Below are 21,258 nucleotides of genomic sequence, written 5' to 3'. Positions count from 1 at the left end.
CACGGATGAGCGGACCAGGGCACCTGCGACGATAGGGACGTGGCAGGTTCGAACGGCAAGCAGAAGACGGTCCGGGACATGATTCTCTCCCTGGGCCTCATCGGTATCGCGGCGGCGGTCATCTACGTCTTCATCCCGCACGACGACTCCGCTCCGGACGTCCAGAAGGTCGACTACCGCGTCGAGCTGCTCACGGCCCGCCGGGCGGCCTCGTACCCGGTGGCCGCGCCCGAAGGCCTGTCCGCCGGCTGGAAGGCGACCTCGGTGCGCTTCCAGGGCGACGAGTTCGACGCCTGGCACCTGGGCTTCCAGGCCCCCGGTGGGGAGTACGTCCAGATCGAGCAGTCGACTCAGAAGGCGTCGACGTTCATCGACGAGGCCAGCCAGGGCGCCGAGGCGACGAAGCAGACCGAGGAGATCGCGGGCCGGACCTGGACGCGGTACACGGGCGGCCGTTACGACGCCCTCGTGCACCAGGGCGACGGTGCGACGACGGTGGTCGCGGGCACGGGTTCGCCGGCCCAGCTGACCGAGATGGCGAAGGCGCTCAAGACGGCGTGAGGACATGACGAAGGGCCCCGCTGCTCGGCAGCGGGGCCCTTCGTCATGTCTGTCGGATGTCTCACACGGTGGTGACGACGTCGTCGTACTCCAGGCGCGGGGAGCGCGGGAACCAGGCGTCGTCGCCGGGCTTGCCGATGTTGACGACCATCAGCGGGGTGTGGTCGCCGTCCAGGAACTCCTTCTGGACGCCGGCGAAGTCGAGACCGGTCATCGGGCCGGCGGCGAGGCCGGCGGCACGGACGCCGATGATGAAGTACGCGGCCTGAAGGGCGGCGTTCAGCCCGGCGGCACCCTCGCGGGCGGGGCGCTCGGCGAAGAAGAGGTCCTTGGCCTGCGGGAAGTGCGGGAAGAGCTCGGGCAGCTCCTCGTGGAACTCGTTGTCCGCGGAGAGGATCGCGACCAGCGGGGCGGTGGCGGTCTTCGGCTGGTTGCCCTCGGCCATGTGCTGGACCAGGCGCTCACGGGCCTCGGCGGAGCGGACCAGGGTGATGCGCAGCGGGCTCTGGTTGAAGGCGGTCGGACCGTACTTGACCAGGTCGTAGATGGCCTGGATCTGCTCGTCGGTCACCGGCTCGTCGGTGAAGGTGTTCGCGGTGCGGGCCTCGCGGAACAGCAGGTCCTGGGCGGCGGGGTCAAGAACGAGAGACATGGAGAACCTTCTGAGGAGGTACGTTGGTCCCGGAAACGGACCGTGGACCGGTTGGCGTCTCCGACGGTACGCGAGCTAAGTTCAATGTTCAACAAAAAGCGGGGCGTGGTGATCCGCTTCACAGTCACCCAGGCTTTTTACTCGGAGCCGCCCTCGGAATCGCCCCCGGTCCCGCTCTCGCCCCCGGCCTCGTCCTCCTCGGCCAGCGCCGCGTCCAGCCGGGCCCGCGCGCCGTCCAGCCAGCGCCGGCACACCTTCGCCAGCTCCTCACCGCGCTCCCACAGCGCGAGGGACTCCTCCAGCGTCGTACCGCCCGCCTCCAGCCGCCGTACGACCTCGATCAGCTCGTCCCGCGCCTGCTCGTACCCGAGCGCCTCTTCCGCCACCTTGCTGCTCATCCGCCCACCCTATGCATCGACTCGACCACTGCTGTGCTGCCGCGGGGCGGCCCGGCCGACGGCTCTCCGGCCGCCTCCTGCCGCTCCGGCCCGCCGGGCCCTTCGCCGGCCTCGGGTGCCCTCACTCCACCCGGGCCACCGTGAACTCCCCGTCGGCCACCCGCGCCCGCAACGTCTCCGCCGCCGCCACCTCGTCCGGCGTCCGCACCACATGCCCGTCCGCCTTCTGGAGGACGGCGTACCCGCGCTGGAGGGTCGCGGCGGGGGAGAGGGCCACCACGCGCGCGTGCGTGTGCGTCAGCTCGGAGTCGGCGCGGTCGAGCAGATGACCCAGGGTGCGACGGCCCCGGTCGGCCAGCGAGGCCACATGGTCGGCGCGTTCGTCGATCATCCGGTGCGGGTCCTCTATCGACGGCCTCGCGAGCGCGTGCGCGAGCCCCCGCTCCTCCCGCTGGAGGAACGACTCCACACACCGCCGCGCTCGGTCCCGCAGCGCCCGCACCCGGTCGTACTCCTCCCCGACATCCGGTACGACCTTCTTCGCGGCGTCCGTCGGTGTGGAGGCCCGCAGGTCGGCGACGTAGTCGAGCAGCGGGGTGTCCGGCTCGTGCCCGATCGCCGACACCACCGGCGTACGACAGGACGCCACCGCCCGCACCACCTGCTCGTCGGAGAACGGCAGCAGATCCTCCACGCTGCCACCCCCGCGCGCCACGATGATCACGTCCACGCCGTCCAGCGCGTCCAGCTCCTTGACCGCCTGCACGACCTGCGGAACCGCGTGCACCCCCTGCACCGGCACGTTGCGCACCTCGAAGCGGACGGCAGGCCAGCGATGCCGGGCGTTCTCCAGGACGTCCCGCTCGGCCGCCGAGGCCCGCCCGCACACCAGCCCGATCAGCTGCGGCAGGAACGGCAGCGGCTTCTTGCGCTCCGCCGCGAACAGCCCCTCGGCGGCCAGCGACTTCTTCAGCTGCTCCAGCCGCGCCAGCAGCTCACCGACCCCGACCGGCCTTATCTCGGTGGCCCGCAGCGAGAGCTGCCCCCGCGGCGCGTACCACTCCGGCTTCGCCAGTACGACGACCCGCGCGCCCTCGCTCACCACGTCGGCCACGTCGTCGAAGACCTGGCGGAAGCAGGTCACGCTCACCGAGATGTCGTACGACGGATCGCGCAGCGTCAGGAACACCACCCCCGCGCCCGGACGCCGGGAGAGCTGGGTGATCTGCCCCTCGACCCACACGGCGCCGAGGCGGTCGATCCAGCCGCCGATGAGCCGCGACACCTCGCCGACGGGCAAGGGCGCTTCCGGAGTCGAGTTCACAGCCATGCCGCGAGCGTAACGTCCGGGTACGACAACGCACCGTCACCGGCCGTGACTACGAGGGGACTTCCGGCCTCCTGCGCTGTCCCACCAGGACCGCCAGCCCCACGACCAGCCACACCGCGCCCACCACCTGCGCCGCCCCGGACGCCTCCACGATCACCGCGACCGTGATCGCCGCCCCGGCCACCGGCAGCAGCACGTGCCGCCACCAGATCACCGGCCCGCCCCGCCGCCGTACCGCGAACCAGCCCACCACGCTCGCGTGCAGCAGCGTGAAGGCCGTCAGCGCGCCGATGTCGACCACGGAGACCAGGTGGTCCATGCCGTCGTCCCGGCTCGCCGCCCACACCGCCGCGACCAGGGTGATGACGGCCGCGCACAGCAATGCCACCCGGGGCACACCCGAGTCGGTCCTCGACAGCGCGCGCGGCAGCCGCCGTTCGCGGCCCATCGCGAACAGCAGCCGCCCGGCCGCCGCCTGCCCGGCCAGCGCCGCGAAGGCCGCGCCGATCGCCTTGCTGACGGCGACCAGGTCGTGCAGCCAGGTGCCGACCGCGGAGTCGACGGCGTCGTAGAACGCGGAACCCTGCTTGCCCGGGTCCGCCGCGAACTCGGCCGAGGTCGTCGGGTCCAGGAGGGCCACCAGATAGGTCTGCGCCACGAACAGCACACCCGCCAGGGCCAGACAGAACAGCACCGCGCGCGCGACCTTCTCCGAACCGCCGGTGACCTCCTCCGCGAAGGAGGCGATCGCGTCGAAGCCCAGATACGACAGCACGGCGACCGACACCGCGCCGAGCACCGCCGACAGCGCGAACGCGCCCTGGGTGCCGTCCCCCGACAGCGGCGACAGCCAGCCGCGTTCGGCGCCGTCGCGCGCGAGGACGACGATCGCGGACACCACGAAGACCAGCAGGACCACGATCTCCATCGCCAGCACCAGGAAGCCCACCCGGGCCGCCGCGCGGACGCCCCACAGGTTCAGCAGGGTCGTGACGAGCACCGCGAGCGCCGTCCACACCCAGCGCGAGACCTCCGGGACCAGGGAGTTCATCGCGATGCCCGAGAAGAGGTACGCCACCGCCGGGATCAGCAGATAGTCCAGCATCGCCATCCAGCCCGCGACGAACCCGGCCTCCTTGCCGAGCCCCGCGCGCGCGTAGGCGAACACAGACCCCGCCAGGGGGACGACTCGCACCATCTGCGCGTAACTGAACGCCGTGAACGCCATCGCGACGGTGGCGACCACGTAGACGAGCGCCACCGCCCCGTGCGACTTGGCGTCCAGGGTGCCGTAGACGCCGACGGGCGCCATGGGCGCGATGAACAGCAGCCCGTAGACGACGAGGTCCCGGAAGCCGAGACTGCGCCGCAGGTCGCCGCTCTCCTCCTCGGTCGTACGGTCCGCCGTGCCGGTTCCGGACATCGTGCCTCCGCCAGTGCCTCGTCCGCCCCGCCCCTCACATCTCCAGGTCAGTCTCCCCAGGAAGGTCACGGGCACGCGATCTTTGACCGGCCGAACGCGGCCTTACGATGGGACGTATGACTGCTTCGCCTGGCCGCCGTGTCCTGCTCGCCGCCCCCCGGGGCTACTGCGCGGGCGTGGACCGCGCCGTGATCGCCGTCGAGAAAGCCCTGGAGCAGTACGGCGCTCCGGTGTACGTCCGGCACGAGATCGTCCACAACAAGTACGTCGTGCAGACCCTGGAGAGGAAGGGCGCCATCTTCGTCGAGCGGACGGAGGAGGTCCCCGAGGGGAACATCGTGATGTTCTCCGCGCACGGCGTCGCACCCGTCGTCCACGAGGAGGCCGCGCGCGGGCGGCTCGCCACCATCGACGCGACCTGCCCGCTGGTCACCAAGGTCCACAAGGAAGCCGTCCGCTTCGCCAAGGAGGACTACGACATCCTCCTGATCGGTCACGAGGGGCACGAAGAGGTCATCGGCACCTCCGGCGAGGCCCCCGACCACATCACGATCGTCGACGGCCCCGAGGACGTCGCCAAGGTCGAGGTCCGCGACGAGTCGAAGATTGTCTGGCTCTCCCAGACCACGCTCTCCGTCGACGAGACCATGGAGACCGTCGACGCCCTCAAGGAGAAGTTCCCGCAGCTCATCTCCCCGCCCAGCGACGACATCTGCTACGCCACGCAGAACCGCCAGCTCGCGGTGAAGCAGATGGGCGCCGAGGCCGAGCTGGTCATCGTGGTCGGCTCCCGCAACTCCTCCAACTCCGTGCGGCTCGTCGAGGTCGCCAAGCTCGCGGGGTCCCGCGAGGCCTACCTCGTGGACTTCGCCAGCGAGATCGACGAGGCCTGGCTGGAGGGCGTCACCACGGTCGGCGTGACGTCGGGCGCGTCCGTCCCGGAGGTGCTCGTCGAGGAGGTCCTGGAGTGGCTGTCGCAGCGCGGCTACGGCGACGTCGAGCTGGTGAAGGCGGCCGAGGAGTCCATCACCTTCTCGCTGCCGAAGGAGCTGCGCCGGGATCTGCGCGAGGAGGCCGCGGCGCTGGTCGCGGAGCGTACGGGGTCAGACCCGGTTTCGGGGACCTCCGGGGAGTGACTGTCAGTCGTCCGTCGTAACGTAGGGCCATGCAGATCTTCGGCTTGGACATCGGCGGATCCGGGATCAAGGGCGCCCCGGTGGACCTGGACAAGGGCGACCTGGCCCTGGAGCGCCACAAAGTGCTCACCCCGCACCCGGCCACGCCCGACGGCGTGGCCGACGGGGTGAAGCAGGTCGTGGACCACTTCGGGTGGACGGGCCCGGTCGGGCTCACCTTCCCGGGCGTGGTCACCGGCGGCTCACACATTCGTACGGCGGCCAACGTCGACAAGAGCTGGATCGACACCGACGCGCGCGCGTTGTTCAGCGAGCGGCTCGGCGGCCTCCCGGTGACCGTGGTCAACGACGCGGACGCGGCGGGCGTCGCCGAGATGAACTTCGGCGCGGGCAAGGACCGCAAGGGCACCGTCATCCTGCTCACCTTCGGCACCGGCATCGGCAGCGCGCTCTTCGTCGACGGCGTCCTGGTCCCCAACACCGAGCTGGGCCACCTGGAGCTGCACGGCCACGACGCCGAGAAGAAGGCCTCCAGCAAGGCCAGGGAGGACGAGGAGCTCACCTGGGAGCACTGGGCCCACCGCGTCCAGAAGTACCTCGCCCACGTCGAGATGCTCTTCTCGCCCGAGCTGTTCATCATCGGCGGCGGCGTCAGCCGCAAGTCCGCGAAGTTCCTGCCCCACATCGAGGGCATCAAGGCCGAGATCGTCCCGGCCGAGCTCCAGAACAACGCGGGGATCGTGGGGGCGGCGATGCGGGCGGCGAAGGAGTAGGCCGGCCCGTCCGGGTCAGCGCGAGCGCTCGCGCACCAGGCGGATTCTGCGGACCAGCGTGATGACACCGGCGGTCAGCGTGCCGGCGTAGAGCCAGCCCGCCTGGGTGGCGAGGGCGGTGAACAGCCCCATCAGATGGCCCGAGGCGCCCTTGCTGGTGTCGGCCACCGCGAGGAGGCCCACGGCGAAGGCGATCGGGACCACGATGGGGGCGGTCAGCAGGTCCGCCTTGCGGATCCAGACCGCCGTCAGCACGCACACCGGCAGATACAGCACGCCGTACGCGGTCAGCGCCGAACCGAACAGCAGCGAGATCAGACAGCCGAGCAGGAGCATCAGCACGGTGCAGAACAGCCCCCCGCCGAGCCCGGTCAGGCGGGGGTTGGGCAGTCTCCGCAGCTGCCGGACCACGGGCGGTGCCGGGCGCCGGGACAGCGGGGGCCGGCGCCCGCCGCGCGCCTGCGCGGGCAGCGGTGCTCCCGGGGCCGGGCGTCGTGTTCCGTTGTGCGGGGGACGGGTCCTGTGTTGCTCCACTGGTCCAACTTAGGTCTGCTTATGTGCGGAATCGGCCTTCAGACACGCCGTAGGAAAGACCTTGGCCATGCGTTCGAGAGGTCAGCCGGAGCGGGGCCGGACAGCCCGTAAACTGGGGGATCGGCCGGCCCGCCGGCCCCTGGTCCGCCCAGTACGGGTCCCGGCCCCCTGGCCCTCTCACTACGGGAAGTCGCAACGTGTCGCTCACGATCGGAATCGTCGGTCTGCCGAATGTCGGCAAGTCGACCCTGTTCAACGCCCTGACCAAGAACGACGTGCTGGCGGCCAACTACCCGTTCGCCACGATCGAGCCGAACGTCGGCGTGGTGGGCGTCCCGGACCCGCGCCTCGCGAAACTGGCCGAGATCTTCTCCTCCCAGAAGGTCCTCCCGGCGACCGTCGACTTCGTGGACATCGCGGGCATCGTGCGCGGCGCTTCGGAGGGTGAGGGCCTCGGCAACAAGTTCCTCGCGAACATCCGCGAGTCGGACGCGATCTGCCAGGTCATCCGCGCCTTCAAGGACGAGAACGTCGTCCACGTCGACGGCAAGGTCTCGCCCAAGGACGACATCGAGACGATCAACACCGAGCTGATCCTCGCCGACCTCCAGACCATCGAGAAGGTCCTGCCCCGCCTCCAGAAGGAGTCGCGGATCAAGAAGGACATCGCGCCCAAGGTGGCGGCCGTCGAGGCGGCGAAGGAGATCCTGGAGAAGGGCGACACCCTGTTCTCGGCGGGCATCGTCCAGGGCTCCGGCAACGAAGAGCTCCTGCACGACCTGCACCTCCTCACGACCAAGCCCTTCCTCTACGTCTTCAACGTCGACGAGGACGAACTGGTCGACGACGGCTTCAAGGCCGAGCAGCGCGCCCTGGTCGCCCCGGCCGAGGCGATCTTCCTCAACGCCAAGCTGGAGCAGGACCTGGCGGAGCTGGACGAGGAGGACGCCCTCGAACTCCTGGAGTCGGTAGGCGCCGAGGAGCCCGGCCTGGCCACCCTCGCCCGAGTCGGCTTCAACACCCTCGGCCTCCAGACCTACCTCACCGCCGGCCCCAAGGAATCCCGCGCCTGGACCATCAAGAAGGGCGCCACGGCCCCCGAAGCGGCCGGAGTCATCCACACCGACTTCCAGAAGGGCTTCATCAAGGCGGAGGTCATCTCCTTCACCGACCTGGTGGAGACGGGGTCGGTGGCGGAGGCGCGGGCGAAGGGGAAGGCGCGGATGGAGGGCAAGGAGTATGTGATGCAGGACGGGGATGTGGTGGAGTTCCGGTTCAACGTCTGACCAGATGCGGCGACACTCGGACAGACCTATGGGGTCCGGCTCTTCGGGGCCGGGCCCCTTGCTCGTTCCTGTGCCGGGAACCTGATGGGTTGTCACTCGTTCAGCGTCGCTCCACGCCTTCCCTAGTGGTACGTTATTAGGTACCACTGGTTAGAGGGAGGCAGGTCATGTCGATAACTGCGAGCGAAGCGCGCAAAGCCCTCTTTCCGCTGATCAAGAAGGTCAATGACGATCACGAGGCCATCGAGATTGTCTCCAAGCACGGCAACGCGGTGCTCGTCTCGGCTGAGGACTACGCGGCGCTACGTGAGGGCTCGTACCTGCTGCGCTCGCCTGCGAACGCGCGCCGCCTGCTCAAGGCGTACGAGAACGCTCTGGGGTACGTCAACATCTCGGAGCGCGAGCTGATTGATCCCGATGCGGCCGATCCTGCTGAGGGTGCTGCGTGAGGCTTGTCTTCGAGGATCAGGGCTGGGAGGACTACACCTCGTGGCTCAAGAACGACCGCAAGATGCTCGCTCGAATCAACAAGCTCATTGAGGACGTCAGGCGGGACCCATTCACGGGGATCGGCAAGCCCGAGCCGCTTAAGTACCACTTGCCCGGGGTGTGGTCGAGGCGCATCGATGACGAGCATCGTCTGGTCTACCTGGTCACGGACAAAGAGATCGTCATCCTTGCCGCTCGCTATCACTACTGAGCGTCCGTGCCGGTTCGCGCACCCGACGGAGAGTCGATCCGCCGGGTGCTGTTGCTCAGTTTGACTTCAACTTCGCCTCGACCTGAGTGACCAGGTCGCGGCACTTCGTGGTGTTCTTGAAGAGCGGTGCAAGGTAGTTGTTCGCGTAGGTACTTTCAATGGCTTCGCCCAGGTGCTTGAGGGTGGTGTCTGTCACCTTGTGGATCCGCTTGATCTCCTTGTCCCAGTCGTACTTCGCATCGTTGATCTTATCCAATCTGAGTTGGTTGAAGACCAGCTGCAGCACGAGCCGATTCCCGTGCGCGGCCACAGCGAATTCCCTGTCGACGAGGCTCTTCCGGCGATTGGCCAGGTCTGCCTCGACTGCTCGCATCACCTGGACGCAGCGCCATACTCTGTGCGCGCTGGTTCCGTTGTTGAAGAGATTTGTGTATGGCGCCCGCTCGGTATTTTCGGACAAGCGGCCGACTGCGCTCTTCGCCAGAACTGTGTAGTACGGATTGTTGTGTGCGCAGGCGAGGGCGACGATTGCATCCTCGACGGTGCAGCCGTCGCTCTCGGCGGGTGCGTTCTCTCCTCGCTTCACGGAGTACTGCTTGTGCAATGACAAGAGCATGTCCCGGCGAATGCGCTCCTGCTGTTGGTCAAGGGCGACGAAGTCGCGACTCTCAACACTGTTCTGCGTGTTTGTTGCTCGCGTCACGTCTGTGGCGAAATCAGGCGGACATCCTTCGAGCGAGATGAATCGAACCCAAACACGGGCCTCCTCAAGGGATTTCTCTTCCCTCTTTGCGGCTCGATGGATACTCGCCACGGTCTGCGCCCCGTTGACTACGCTCACGCCTTCGATTTCGAAGTCCCCGTATGTGTGGGTTGAGCCGCCGCGGGGTGTCTTCTTGATGGACTCGCAGAGCGCCGTGATTCCGTTGTTGAAGTACCAGAAGTTCTCGCCCTGAGTCAGCAGCGTGTGGGTCAGTCCCTCGTTCACCTCTGTGTTGCCGAGTGACTTTCGTAGATTCTGCGAGAAGAGGCGATCACCGTGCTGTTCGAACCAGGAGGCAATTTCCGTTGCCTGAACGAGCCCGTAGTACGCCTGGTAAGGGAGGTCGACCTTGCCCCATTGCTCGATGGGCACGGTCAACTCGATCCGTGGTCCTGCCGTCCCTTCGACCACCATGGAATGAAATTCCCGCAGGCCGAGTACTTCCAAGGTGACCACCGGGTCATTTTCGTTGACTTCCGCGAGGAAGTCGTTGAATACATGTTGGGCCTCTGCCGGCAGGGTACTTCGACCTGTAGTGGCGACGACAACGATGAAGGTGACCGAGGCATCGCTCAAAGCCGCGGTGATTTCTGTACGACGTGCTTGCAGTGTGGGGGAGAAGCGGTCGAACTTCATGTTGAAGAGGTCGCTGCAGCCGTTCCGAATCTTGAGTGCATCGGCCTGGGAGAGTCCAGAGTTGCCTGAACCGTCTAGTTTTGACTGGACGATGACGATCCGGCGGTTTTCTTCGTCGATGGCAAGAGCGTCGATGCCGTTGTCGTGGAACCCGTCGGTTTCGGATTGGGCGTGTTGGTTTCCCTTCAGATCGCTTAAGTCGATCAAGTCTGTGAAGTCCTGGCTGAGTGAACCTTGACATGGTGTACGTGCAGTGCGCGCACAGAGGTCCCGCCCCTCGCTGTCCTGTGAACCAAGGGATTCAGCCTAACCTTTGAGAATGGCTGGGCCTCGGCCTTTTCGTCGAGGGGTGGTGAAGCTACCGAGTTCTCGAACCATCGCTCGGAGGTCTCGGCCGGTCAGATCCGAAGCTGAGGCGCCAGTCGTAGCCCTGTCCATCATGATCCAACGTGCTGGTGCCTCGTTGGCGGGTGGTAGAGGGGGTGCGGTTGCCATGCAGAATCAACTTCAGCTCCGTTGCCGGCCTTGCTGCTGTGCCAGGCTGAGGTGTCCACGGGCCCGCGAAGTTGGCAGCTGGGGGATTCCCCAAGGCCCTCCACTGATGCGTGTCACCGACCTCGAGCTGCCCACCTACTGCGGAGCTTGGAGGAAGGGCTGCTTGCTCGGAGCGGGATCGTCTGCCGCCTCTGTCGGCATCTTGGGCGGCCGTCGCCGTTGCTGAATCCCCGGACGCCTCCCTGCTAGGGATTGGCTCATCCTGCTGATCAAGAAGACATGTGAAAACCGGTGGGGACGCGCAGGGGGGGGAGGCGATACGGCCGAGACGGATGCCATTGGTGTCCGCTGGACCAGGCAGGCGCACCGTACGCTCGACCCCTCATGGAATCACTCCGGAACTGGCTGCTGCCGCTCACCCTCGGTGTCCTGCTTCTCGTGTGGCCCGGGCCGGAGTTGGTGGACGGTGGGTACGGCGGGATCAGGGAGGGGAGCGGGGGGGGGGTGGGGGTGGCGGTCGGGGGGACCTTGGTGTTGGGGGTGCGGCGGTGGCTGCCGTTGGTGGCGTTGGGTGGGGTTGCCGTTTGTTACGGGGTGGCCGTGGGGGGCGGGGCACCGGATTCGGTGCAGGTGTTCGTGTTCGTGGGGGACATGGTGGCCGTCTACTCGGTGGCCGTCCGTACCGGTCTGGCGGTGACGCTGCGGGCCGTCGGGGCGCTCGTGTGCTGGCAGGGACTGGTCGATCTCGCCGTGGACGGTGCGAGTGTCACCGTCGGGATCGGGATCGCCGTCTCTGCCGCGCTGCATCTCGCTGTCGTGGGGGTCGGCCGGGGGCAGGCCCATCGGACGGCCGCGCGGGAGCGGGCCGCCGCTCGGCTGGCCGGGGCGCGGGAGGAGGCGCGGCTGGCGGGGGCCGGTGAACGGCGCAGGCTGGCGCGGGAGTTGCACGACGTCAGCGCTCACCATCTCACCTCCGTGGTCGTCACCGTCGAGGCCGCTCGACATCTTGCCGTCGGTCGGCCCGAACTCGCCGCCGAGGCACTCGACTTCGCCGCCCGTACCGGTCGCGAGACCCTCGTGACCGTGCAGCGCCTCGTCAGTTCCCTGGGGGCCGCGGAGGGGAGCGACGACGTTCCCCTGGGCACCCGGATCGAGGAACTCGCCGGTGGGTTCGTGCGGCTCGGGCAGCGGGTGGAGGTGACGGGGGTCGAGGGCGGTCCGGCGGTGGGTGCCCGGGTGGCGGAGGCGGTGTTCGGGATCGCCCGGGAGGCTCTCACGAACACCTTGCGGTATGCCCCGGGGGCGGTCGTACGGATCGGGCTGCGGGACCTGGGGGAGGGGTGGCTCGCTCTCACCGTCGACGACGACGGACCGGCAGGCGCCGACGGACCGGCAGGCGCCGATGGGCAGGCCCGCGCCGGTGGGCGGGCCGGGCTCGGGTCGGGGCGCGGGATGACCGGCATGCGGGAACGGGCCCAGGCGGTCGGCGGCACCGTGACCGCGGGGCCGAGGCCAGGGCCGGGGCCGGGCGGCGGATGGTCGGTGCGGGCGGAACTGCCGGTTCAGCCGGGTCGTGGCGTACGTCCCCCGGCCGGGCGGTCCAGGGTGCTGGACTGGCGTCTCGCCTCGCACGCCCTGTTGCCGGCCGCCGGAATCCTCCCCGCGGTGTTCCTGCTCACCGAGGACCGCGGCGCGTTCGAACTGACCCTGCTGGGCGCCCTGTCGGTCGTACAGCTGCTGCCCCTGCTGTGGCGGCGGGCGGCACCCTGGCCCGCGCTGGCCGCCCTGCTCACGGCGGCCTGGCTGTGGCCGCTGGCACCCGGCTCCGTCGCCGATCCCTGGCCGGCGCTGGCCGCGGGCGCCTGCGCGTTCACCGGCGGGGTGTACGCGGTGGCCGCCTACGGCCGTGATCCGTGGGCGACTTGGGCGTCGGTGCCGCTGGCCGCGCCCGTACTCGCCGGAGCGGTGTCCATGACGGCGGCGCGCGACGGCCTGATCGACGGCGAGCCGGCCGGTGTCGTCGCCGTGGGGATCTGCGTGTTCGCCCTCACCGTGCTGCTGGTGCCGGTGTTCGGCTGCGCGTGGCTGACGGGCTTTCTCGTACGGTCCCGGCGCGGGCGCATCGTCCGCCGCGAGGGCGGTGAACTGAGCGCGGTCGTCCACGAGACGCTCCTCGCGGCGCACCTGGAGCGGCAGCGGATCGCCGCCGGGCTGCGGACCGCCGTACTGGACCGGACCGCCGAAGTGGTCACCGTCGCGGAGGCCGGGCGTCTTGAGGACGTGGCCCCGGCCGCCCGCGAGGCGCTCGCGGCGATGCGTGAACTCCTGGGCAGCCTGCGCGACGGCACCCCGGCCGATGCGGCACCCACGCCCACCCCGGAAGGCTGAGCCAGGTCCCCGACACACCGAAGCTCACCCCTCGGCTCTATCCAAAGGTGCACGCGCGGATCCCCCTCCCGACCGACGCGCCCGCCCGCCCCCGTCGGCGAGGCTGCTCCGCAGGAACGGTGGGAAGAGGAAGGGCCGTATGGAAGCGATCAAGTCCCCCGACTGGAACATCGCAGGCGTCCTGGGCGCCGCCCGGGGCGCGCGTGCGGATGCGGACGGAGCCATGGGGACCGAGCACCTCCTGGCCGGCGTCGCCACCTCCAGGGGCCCGGCGCGGGAAGCGCTCGTGGGGGAAGGGGCGACCAAGACCGCGCTGCTGGCGGTGTTGCGGGACCGGCTGGAGAAGGACGGGGTGTGGAGCGCCGACGACGACGCGGAGCACCGTGTGGTCTCGGCGGACGTCCTGGGGGAGGACGGCGACCGCCGGACCTCCTTCACCGGCGCCGCGGCCAGGGCACTGACCTCGGCGATGGAGCACGCGCGGCGGGAGGACGCGGGGAAGTTCGGTGCCGTGCACCTGCTGCGGGGGCTGCTGGCCGAGGACAACCGGGCCGTGGAGCTGCTGGGCGTGTGCGGAATCCCGGCCCAGGGCGTGCTCGCCCGCCTCGACGGGGGCTCCGGGCGCCGGGACGACGGTCTCGACCCCCTGCTGCACGCCACCCGTGACGTGCTTCTCGGCCGTGGCCATTACCGCCGTATGCCCGTGTGGATGCGGTGGCTGACCAAGCTCGGCGGGGTCAACTGGGCGACCATGCCCGCTGGTTGGGTCAAGCAGGAGACCTACGAGCAGGCCCGTCGGCTCGGCGACCGGGCGGTGGGCACCGAGCACGTGCTGCTCGCCCTCCTGGCCACCCACGAGGTCGCCCTCCGCCACCCGCACCTGCTGGGGGAGAACACCGCGGGCGAGGACACCCGGTACGCGGGCGGCGAGCAACTGGCCCGCCTGGGCGTCGACTACGTCTCGGTCCACCGTGTGCTGACCGCCGCCGGCCGCGCGCCGCTGACGGCCGACGTCCGGCCCGTCGCGGAGTACGTCGACGAGGCCACCGGCCAGAACCTGATGAGTACGGCGGGCACCGGACCCCTGGTCGACACCCTCCTGCGCGAGGAGACCCGCGCCCGGCAGCTGATCGACGTACTGATCAGCGGGACCGGCCCTGCGTGACTTGGCATGACGCTGATTCCCGTTCGTCCTCGGCGCTCCGGCCCAGCGCCGCGAGAGCCTCGGCCGCCTCCGCCTGACGGGGGCTGCGCAGGGCGGCGAGGCCGTCGCGGGCGGCGAGCAGGGTCTCGTGGGTCTCGGGGTGGTCCAGGGCGCTCAGCACCTGGCCCAGGTCGAGCCGGGCCTGCTCGGACCAGGCCGTCATACGGGCCGACTCGAAGGCGGCGAGGGCCTGCCGGAGCGGCTGCTCGGCCTCGGGCCAGCGTTCCAGGGCGGCCAGGTCGTTGCCGATCTGCTGGCGGGCGACCGCGTGGTACAGGGCGATCAACTCGGCGGTACGGCCCGGGATCCCCGTACGGCAGATCCGTTCGCTGCGGCGGTGGACGTCCAGGGCCTCCGCCGCCCGGCCGGTGTGACGCAGCAGGGTGCCCAGGGTGTTGAGGATCGTCAGCTCGGCCAGCCGGGCCTGCGGGGACTCCTGCGCGGCGAGACACCGGGCCGCGTCGCGCAGCCGGCCGTGGGCCTCCTCGGGACGGCCCAGCCGGTGCAGCGCGCCCGCGCCGTAGCCGAGGGCCCAGCCCTCCTGGAGCCCGTCCGCGCTGTCCCGGGCCGCCGCGAGCGCGGAGTCGGCGGCGGTCAGGGCGGCGTGCGGGTCGTGGACGCACAGGTTGTAGGCCCAGGCGAGGTAGTTGAGGTGGACCGCCTCCTCCTGCCGGCTCCCCGACAGCCGCGCGGAGTCGGCGGACCGCCGGAACACCTCCACCCACTGCTCCCAGTGCTGGTTGCGGTCGGAGAACCAGTGCATCGCCTTCGCCGTGTCCAGCACCTCCCGATACCGCCCGCCCTCATGCGCCCGCCGCAGCGCCGCGAGCCACTGCGCCCGCTCGGCCTCCAGCCAGGCCCGCGCCTCCTCCTGGCCTACGGGCGCGGTGTCCGGGTCGGGATCGAGGGCCACGACCGGATCGCGGCCGAAGGCCGAGCCACCGACCACCCCTGAGCCACCGACCACCCCCGACCCGCCGACTCCACCCCCACCCACCTCATCCCGCTCATGCTCCACATCGAAGTACAGCGCCGCCGCGGTGGCCCGCCGCAGCATCCACCCCTCGACCCGGTCCAGCGCCGCATCCCGTACGACGGTCCCGTCCTCCTCCTCGACCAGCTCGGCCGCGTACAGCCGGAGCAGGTCGTGGAAGCGGTAGCGCTCGGTGACGGGGTCGCTCTGGAGCAGCCCGGCGTCGGTCAGTTCCTCGGCGCAGGCGACCGCGTCGTCGTAGGACAGGCCGGCCAGCAGCGCACCGGTCTCGGGGCTGAAGTCCGCCCCGGCGGCCAGCGCGGCGCGCCGCAGGAACGTCCGTGACTCCGGCGGCAGTTGCCGGTACGACAGCGCGAACGCGGCCCGCACCCGCAGGCTCCCGGCCTGGAGCCCGTCCAGCCGCCGCCCCTCCGCGGCGAGCCGGGCGACGAGCTTGCCCAGGCGTTCGTGCGGCCGGCCGAGCAGCCGTTGCCCGGCGATCCGGACGGCCAGCGGCAGATGTCCGCACAGGTCGGCGAGGTCGCGCGCGGCCTGCGCCTCCGCCCGGACCCGGTCCTGGCCGATGATCCGGGTCAGCAGCTCCACGGCCTCCTCGCGCCGCAGCAGGGCCAGATCGCTGCGGTGCACGGACTCCAGCCCCGCCAGGGTGTGCCGGCTGGTGACGAGGGTCAGGGACGGCCCTGTCCCGGGCAGCAGGGGGCCGACCTGGGACTCGTCGACGGCGTTGTCCAGGAGCAGCAGGATCCGCCGGTCGCCGGACAGGGACCGCCACAGCCCGGCCCGGTCGTCGGTGCCCGCCGGTATCGCGCCGTCGGCCACGCCCAGCGCGCCCAGCAGCCGGGCCAGCGCGTCCCGGGGTGTGGTCGGCTCGGGGTCCATGCCGTGCAGGTCGAGCGCGAACTGCCCGTCCGGGAAGTGCGGGGCGAGGCGATGAGCCGCGTGCACCGCGAACGCCGTCTTGCCCAGGCCGGGTTGACCGGCGACCACGCTGACCACCGGCCGGCCGGGACCGGCGTCGCCCACCAGCTCCAGCAGCCGGGCCAGGGCCGGGCCGCGCGCGGTGAAGTCCTGGATGTCGCGCGGCAGGGCCAGCGCGGTGGGCGCGGCGGGGCCGAGGTCGGCGCGGGGGCGGGGGCGGCCCTCGGCGGCGGACCGCTCCAGCTCCGCCGCCGTGCCGGCGTCCAGCCCGAGCGCCTCGGCCAGCGCCTCGACCGTACGGCGCTGGGGCCCGCGGGTCCGTCCGCGCTCCATGTCCGCGAGGGCCCGGACACTCACCCCGGCCGTGTGGGACAGCGCCTCCTGGCTCAGCCCGGCGTCGGCCCGCAGACGGCGCAGCCGCTGCCCGAAATCGCAGGTGGCAGACGTGCCTTCACGCACCGTCGAGGTCTCCGATCGTCCGGCCCGTACGACTGCGAGCCCCCGGTAGAAGTATGGCCGACGGCATTTCTGCCGGGAGAACCGCCTGGGAACGGCACCCGGCGAGTGATCGACTGAAGGTGACGCGGGGCGCCTCTTGGGAGGCGTGGACCACCCGTCGTCGTAGGGCCGTCACGATCACCGAACGGGGAGATTCCACATGCACAGCAGCGACGACCGGGCCACCGGGATGTCCAGGCGGAGCGTGCTGGCCGCCGGCGCGCTGACCGCCGCCGCGGTGGCCTGGCAGACGGGCCGGGCGCCCGCCGCCTCGGCCGCCGCCAAGCCCGCCATCTTCTACGCCCCGCACCAGGACGACGACGCGATCGGCCTGGCCGGCTCGATCCTGGAGCACAAGGCGGCGGGCCGGCCCGTCCACCTCGTCCTGGTGAGCAACGGCCGCAACCCCGACCTGGCCACGCTCATGAACACCGACCCCTGCCCACTGACCACCTGGTCCAGCCCGCACCCGTGTGCCGCGGGCGGCCGGCACAACCTGTCCTGGCCGACCGACGGGACGAACAAGATCGTCGCCGGCCGGACCGCCGAGTTCATGGCCTCCGCGAAGGCGCTGGGCGTCGACAAGGTCATCAACTTCAAGATCGTGGACGACGGTTTCGACAGCGTGTCCGCCTACAACAAGCTCGTCGACCGGATCGACGCGAAGGTCAGGGCGCTGGCCGCCCAGTACCCGGGCGCCTCGCACAAGTTCACCGCGGGCTGGCTGGAGCGCACCGAGACCCACAAGGCGTGCAGCGATGTCGCCTACCGCCTGATGAACGACGGCACGATCTCCGACGTCCGCTTCAACCACGTCTACGCCTACGCCCGTCCCGAGGACCGGCGCGCGGACGGGGCGGCGTACGTGCTGAACATCCCGGGCTCCCACATGAAGACCAAGCGCGCCGCGATCTACGCGTACAACACCTGGGACCCGGGCCGGAACCTGTACGCGCTGGGCTACCACAGCGTCCCCGAGCTGATGGAGGCCGCGCACGCGGACCCGCGCGAGTTCGTGTACACGCTGCCGTCCGGCTACCGGCCGGGCAAGGGCAACTGACCGTCCCCGCAAGGCCGTTACGCCCGTACGCCTCTACGTCCGTACGCCCGTACGCCGGCTGCTCCGGCACCTGAACGACCCAGGCCGACGGCACCTCGCCGCGGCCCCGCTCCGACCTCACAGGGAAACTCTCCGATGAACACCCCGCTCCACCGCACCGCCCTGCTCGCCGCCACCGGCACCGCCCTCGTCCTGTCCCTCAGCGCCTGCCAGAGCGCAGGGGGAGTCAGGTCGGCCGCGCCGACCACCGCGGCCACCACCGCCTCGGTCTCCGGGAAGACGACGAACTCCGGGAAGACGACGAACTCCGGGAAGTCCACGGACTCCGGGAATACGGCGGACGGCGACCGCGGCACCACGCCCTACTCGCCCCGCGCGACCGTCGCCTCCGTCACGGCCGGCAAGCAGGCCACCGCCGCCACCCCGCTCTGCACCTCGCACGACCTCTCCGTCACCGCCGCCAGGCAGGACGGCCCGCCCTACACCCACCTCGTCCTCACCGCGCGCAACACCTCCCGCCACACCTGCCGACTGACGGGCTTCCCGCACATCCAGTTCCTGGAGAGCCACAAGCAGGACGTCCCGGCCGTCGCCAAGAGCAAGCCCGCCTCCCCGGTCGTGCTCACGGCGGGAGCCCCGGCCTACGCCGCGGTGAAGCTGTCCGACGGCGGGGTCGACGAGGACAACGAGCCCGTCTCCGCGTTCGCCGTCACCCTCGACGGCGACGACACGGTCATCACCGTCACCGCGCCCGGCGCCGAAGGCATCGCCGTCGACCCGGCGAAGGCCCTCACCGGCTACTGGACCCCCGAACTCCGCAACGGCGCGGACGACTTCTGAGTCCTCCGGGCGCCGCTACGGCGTCCCCCTCACCCGGCCCGACCGGGAATCCGCAGCTCCACCTCGTAGCCGCCCTCCGCGGTGGGCCCGGACTCGAAGGCACCGCCCAGGAGTTCGGCCCGCTCCCGGAGCCCGACCAGCCCCTGACGGGAGCCGGGAAGCGGCAGGGAGGGCCTGGTCGGCGGGGTGTTGGTGACCGTCACCCCGAACGCCGTACCGTCCTCGGCCCGCCACAGCCGTACGGCCGCCGACGCCCCCGGCGCGTGTTTGCGGACGTTGGTGAGGGCTTCCTGGACCGTGCGGTAGACAGCCCGTTGGGCGGTGGTGCTGACCTCGGAGGGCAGTTCGCCGGTGAGTTCGGCGTCGATGCCGCTGGTCGTGACGAGCTTGTGGAGGTCGGCGAGGGTGGGCTGCGGGGTGAGCTCGGTGGACCGGCCGCCGGACGCCCGCAACAGGGTGACCATGTGCCGGAGTTCGTCGAGGGTGTCCACGCTGAGGGAACGGATCGTGCGCGCGCCCTCCCTGAAGTGCGGTTCGGTGGCCGCGACTTGGAGGGCGCCCGCCTGGACGGCGATCAGGCTGACCTGGTGGGAGACGACGTCGTGCATCTCCCGGGCGAGCTGGGCGCGTTCGCGGGCGAGGACGGCCTGGGAGTGCAGCAGCCGTTCGTGCTCACGGGCCTCCTCGATCTCGACCAGCCTGCGGGCCAGGTCCCGGCGGGCTTGGACCAGTTGGCCCAGCAGCACGGGGGCGGCGGCGGTGGCGAGCGTGTAGAAGAAGTAGACGACGGTCCAGGTGCGCTCGTGCGCGGTGAACTCGTCCAGCGGCCAGGGCGCGGCGGAGGCGAGGGCGAACAGGACGGCGCACCCGACGAGCAGGCGGCGGTTGCGGGAGCGTTCGGCCAGCGTGAACAGGGCGGCGAACGGGGCGAAGACGATGTCCAGCATGAGGCTGGCGGGAAGGGTCAGCAGGAACACCGGGAGCGGGAAGCGCCGTCGCAGGGCGAGCGCAGTGCAGGCGAGGACGGCGGCCACCTGCTCCGGGCGGCCCGCGTCCTCCAGGTTGAGCAGGACGTCCACGACGGCGACCGCCACGACCAGGGCGTCGACGACCGGCTCGGGAATCCGTGCCCATCGAGCCGCGGGAGCGCTCATCGCCCCGACTCCGGGCGCCGCCGGCTCGCGTCGAGCAGTCCCGCGCGCTGGGCGAGCAGCGCCGCCTGTACTCGGCCGCCCACCCGCAGCTTGGTCAGGATCGCGCTGACGTGGTCCTTGACGGTGCCCGCGCTGAGATGGACGCGGGTGCCGATCTCGGCGTTGGACAGGCCCTCCGCGATCAGCACGAGCACCTCGCGCTCGCGTTCGCTGAGCCGTCCGACCCGGGCCGCCTCCTCGTCGTCGGCCGCCGTCGCCCCCGGGTGGCTCTGCCAGACGGCCCGGGACGCCTTCGGCGACATCACGACTCCTCCTGCGGCCAACGTACGCACCAGCTGGGCGAGTTGGTCCGGCTCGGTGTCCTTGAGCAGGAACCCGGCCGCTCCGGAGCGCAGCGCGGTGAGGATGTACTCGTCGGCGTCGAAGGTCGTCAACATCGCCACCACCGGCGGCTCAGGCAGGGCACGCAGTCGGCCCAGCACGGTCAGTCCGTCCACGTCCGGCATCCGGATGTCGAGGAGGACGACGTCGGGGCCGGTCCCGCGCACGGCGTCGACGGCCTCGGCGCCGGTCGCGGTCGCGACGACCTCGATGTCGTCGGCCGCGCTCAGGATGAGCTCGAAGCCGGAGCGCACCAGCGCCTCGTCGTCCACCACCATGACCCGGATCACGCGCGTCCCGCCTCGCCGTTCCTCTGCGCACGGCTCCGGCCGCGCGTGGATGTCGATTGTCACCGTTGCGACCGTAGACCGGGACACACCGGCACAGGGGAGGCGGCGGAACCTTCCCGCCGGTCGGGGGGAGAGGTCCGGCCGGGTGGGGGAGCGAGGGGACGGTCGCCGGATACCCCGGGGCCGGGCCGGCCGACAGCGTGGATTCCATGACCCCCAACGCACCCGACACCACGCACCCGACACCACGCTCCCGACACCACGCTCACGCCACCCGTGACCGCACCGGTCCCGCTCGGCCGCCTGATCGGCGTGGACCTGGCCCGCGGGCTCGCGGTCCTCGGGATGTACGCGGCCCACCTCGGCCCCGACCCGGCACAGGGCGGCATCACCGGACACCTCATGGAACTCACGCACGGCCGCGCCTCCGCGCCCTTCGCCTTCCTGGCCGGCTTCTCGATCATGCCGATCACCGGCCGCCGCGTCCCCAAGACGGGCCGGGCCGGCCGGCAGGCGGTCGCCAAGGTGGTCCGGGCGCTGGTCCTGCTGGTGCTGGGCACCCTGATCACCCTGACCGGCACCCCGGTCGAGGTGATCCTCGCCTTCTACGGCCTCTACTTCCTGCTCGTCCTGCCCCTGCACCGGCTCGGCGCCCGCCCCCTCGCAGCCATCGCCGCGGCCGGCGCCCTGGTCCTGCCCCAGATCCTCTACGCCGTCCAGCACGCGCTCCCCGAGGACGGCGTGAGCGGCCTCTGGGCCTGGCCCACCGGCGCCGACGGCACCGGCCCGCTCTGTTCACCGGCAGCTACCCGGCCCTGACCTGGATCCCCTTCGTCGTCGCCGG

The 21,258-nt window shown here is 70.7% G+C and carries 20 protein-coding genes; 11 read left to right on the top strand and 9 right to left on the bottom strand.

The window, feature by feature from the left end; all coding sequences use genetic code 11:
- The first annotated feature begins 39 nt into the window (after positions 1–39).
- Positions 40–561, top strand: coding sequence for a DUF4245 domain-containing protein (locus tag G3I78_RS36330; RefSeq protein WP_164432720.1), 522 nt, complete (start codon positions 40–42; stop codon positions 559–561).
- 61 nt (positions 562–622) lie between these two features.
- Here the strand turns inward: G3I78_RS36330 and G3I78_RS36325 are convergent, their stop codons facing one another.
- The 4 genes from G3I78_RS36325 to G3I78_RS36310 form a co-directional block, all read right to left on the bottom strand.
- Positions 623–1,213, bottom strand: a complete 591-nt coding sequence (locus G3I78_RS36325) for a malonic semialdehyde reductase (RefSeq protein ID WP_164432718.1) — start codon at positions 1,211–1,213, stop codon at positions 623–625.
- Between the two features lie 137 nt (positions 1,214–1,350).
- Positions 1,351–1,611, bottom strand: coding sequence for an exodeoxyribonuclease VII small subunit (locus G3I78_RS36320; RefSeq protein WP_164432716.1), 261 nt, complete (start codon positions 1,609–1,611; stop codon positions 1,351–1,353).
- 121 nt (positions 1,612–1,732) lie between these two features.
- On the bottom strand, positions 1,733–2,941 hold the full coding sequence (xseA, locus tag G3I78_RS36315; protein WP_164432714.1) for an exodeoxyribonuclease VII large subunit: 1,209 nt from the start codon (positions 2,939–2,941) through the stop codon (positions 1,733–1,735).
- A gap of 49 nt (positions 2,942–2,990) precedes the next feature.
- The gene (locus tag G3I78_RS36310; RefSeq protein WP_164432712.1) at positions 2,991–4,364 is read right to left on the bottom strand and encodes an APC family permease; all 1,374 of its coding nucleotides are present in this window, start codon (positions 4,362–4,364) and stop codon (positions 2,991–2,993) included.
- A gap of 107 nt (positions 4,365–4,471) precedes the next feature.
- Here G3I78_RS36310 and G3I78_RS36305 point away from each other — a divergent pair, with 107 nt between their 5' ends.
- Positions 4,472–5,500, top strand: coding sequence for a 4-hydroxy-3-methylbut-2-enyl diphosphate reductase (locus tag G3I78_RS36305; protein WP_203615993.1), 1,029 nt, complete (start codon positions 4,472–4,474; stop codon positions 5,498–5,500).
- Positions 5,501–5,529: 29 nt separating this feature from the next.
- Positions 5,530–6,273 (top strand): ROK family protein, encoded by a 744-nt coding sequence (locus G3I78_RS36300; RefSeq protein WP_164432710.1) that lies wholly within the window; start codon positions 5,530–5,532, stop codon positions 6,271–6,273.
- Between the two features lie 15 nt (positions 6,274–6,288).
- Here the strand turns inward: G3I78_RS36300 and G3I78_RS36295 are convergent, their stop codons facing one another.
- Entirely contained in the window at positions 6,289–6,807 is a 519-nt protein-coding gene (locus G3I78_RS36295; RefSeq protein ID WP_164432709.1) for a DUF6542 domain-containing protein, read from the bottom strand.
- A gap of 197 nt (positions 6,808–7,004) precedes the next feature.
- Between G3I78_RS36295 and ychF the strand changes: the two genes are divergently transcribed.
- The 3 genes from ychF to G3I78_RS36280 all read left to right on the top strand — a co-directional run bounded on the left by ychF (position 7,005) and on the right by G3I78_RS36280 (position 8,793).
- Complete coding sequence (ychF, locus tag G3I78_RS36290) at positions 7,005–8,093, top strand: redox-regulated ATPase YchF (RefSeq protein ID WP_164432708.1); 1,089 nt, start codon at positions 7,005–7,007, stop codon at positions 8,091–8,093.
- 167 nt (positions 8,094–8,260) lie between these two features.
- Positions 8,261–8,542 (top strand): type II toxin-antitoxin system prevent-host-death family antitoxin, encoded by a 282-nt coding sequence (locus tag G3I78_RS36285; protein WP_164432707.1) that lies wholly within the window; start codon positions 8,261–8,263, stop codon positions 8,540–8,542.
- Entirely contained in the window at positions 8,539–8,793 is a 255-nt protein-coding gene (locus G3I78_RS36280; RefSeq protein ID WP_164432706.1) for a Txe/YoeB family addiction module toxin, read from the top strand. The genes G3I78_RS36285 and G3I78_RS36280 overlap by 4 nt, the downstream gene beginning before the upstream one ends.
- Before the next feature lie 55 nt (positions 8,794–8,848).
- On the opposite strand, the gene G3I78_RS36275 is transcribed toward G3I78_RS36280, so the two are convergent.
- Positions 8,849–10,399 (bottom strand): AIPR family protein, encoded by a 1,551-nt coding sequence (locus G3I78_RS36275; RefSeq protein WP_239158277.1) that lies wholly within the window; start codon positions 10,397–10,399, stop codon positions 8,849–8,851.
- A 939-nt stretch (positions 10,400–11,338) separates the two neighbouring features.
- Here G3I78_RS36275 and G3I78_RS36270 point away from each other — a divergent pair.
- Both G3I78_RS36270 and G3I78_RS36265 read left to right on the top strand, forming a co-directional pair.
- Entirely contained in the window at positions 11,339–13,075 is a 1,737-nt protein-coding gene (locus G3I78_RS36270; protein ID WP_239158283.1) for a histidine kinase, read from the top strand.
- Positions 13,076–13,214: 139 nt separating this feature from the next.
- Entirely contained in the window at positions 13,215–14,240 is a 1,026-nt protein-coding gene (locus G3I78_RS36265) for a Clp protease N-terminal domain-containing protein (RefSeq protein ID WP_164432703.1), read from the top strand.
- Here G3I78_RS36265 and G3I78_RS36260 read toward each other — a convergent pair.
- On the bottom strand, positions 14,218–16,650 hold the full coding sequence (locus G3I78_RS36260; RefSeq protein ID WP_343243951.1) for a helix-turn-helix domain-containing protein: 2,433 nt from the start codon (positions 16,648–16,650) through the stop codon (positions 14,218–14,220). The two genes, G3I78_RS36265 and G3I78_RS36260, sit on opposite strands and share 23 nt — an antisense overlap.
- Before the next feature lie 199 nt (positions 16,651–16,849).
- Between G3I78_RS36260 and G3I78_RS36255 the strand changes: the two genes are divergently transcribed.
- Positions 16,850–17,749 carry a PIG-L family deacetylase gene (locus G3I78_RS36255; protein ID WP_164432701.1) on the top strand — a complete coding sequence of 300 codons (900 nt, stop codon included), beginning with the start codon at positions 16,850–16,852 and terminating at the stop codon, positions 17,747–17,749.
- Positions 17,750–17,884: 135 nt separating this feature from the next.
- Entirely contained in the window at positions 17,885–18,589 is a 705-nt protein-coding gene (locus G3I78_RS36250) for a DUF4232 domain-containing protein (RefSeq protein WP_164432699.1), read from the top strand.
- 29 nt (positions 18,590–18,618) lie between these two features.
- On the opposite strand, the gene G3I78_RS36245 is transcribed toward G3I78_RS36250, so the two are convergent.
- On the bottom strand, positions 18,619–19,743 hold the full coding sequence (locus tag G3I78_RS36245) for a histidine kinase (protein WP_164432697.1): 1,125 nt from the start codon (positions 19,741–19,743) through the stop codon (positions 18,619–18,621).
- On the bottom strand, positions 19,740–20,402 hold the full coding sequence (locus tag G3I78_RS36240; RefSeq protein WP_164432881.1) for a response regulator transcription factor: 663 nt from the start codon (positions 20,400–20,402) through the stop codon (positions 19,740–19,742). The genes G3I78_RS36245 and G3I78_RS36240 overlap by 4 nt, the downstream gene beginning before the upstream one ends.
- Before the next feature lie 288 nt (positions 20,403–20,690).
- Between G3I78_RS36240 and G3I78_RS53310 the strand changes: the two genes are divergently transcribed.
- Positions 20,691–21,233, top strand: a complete 543-nt coding sequence (locus tag G3I78_RS53310; protein WP_343243950.1) for a heparan-alpha-glucosaminide N-acetyltransferase domain-containing protein — start codon at positions 20,691–20,693, stop codon at positions 21,231–21,233.
- The last annotated feature ends 25 nt before the right edge of the window (positions 21,234–21,258 follow it).

This window comes from Streptomyces sp. SID13726 (assembly GCF_010548375.1).
Lineage (GTDB): Bacteria > Actinomycetota > Actinomycetes > Streptomycetales > Streptomycetaceae > Streptomyces.
The sequence above is the reverse complement of the archived record's forward strand: the minus strand, read 5'-3'. Positions and strand labels throughout refer to the sequence as shown.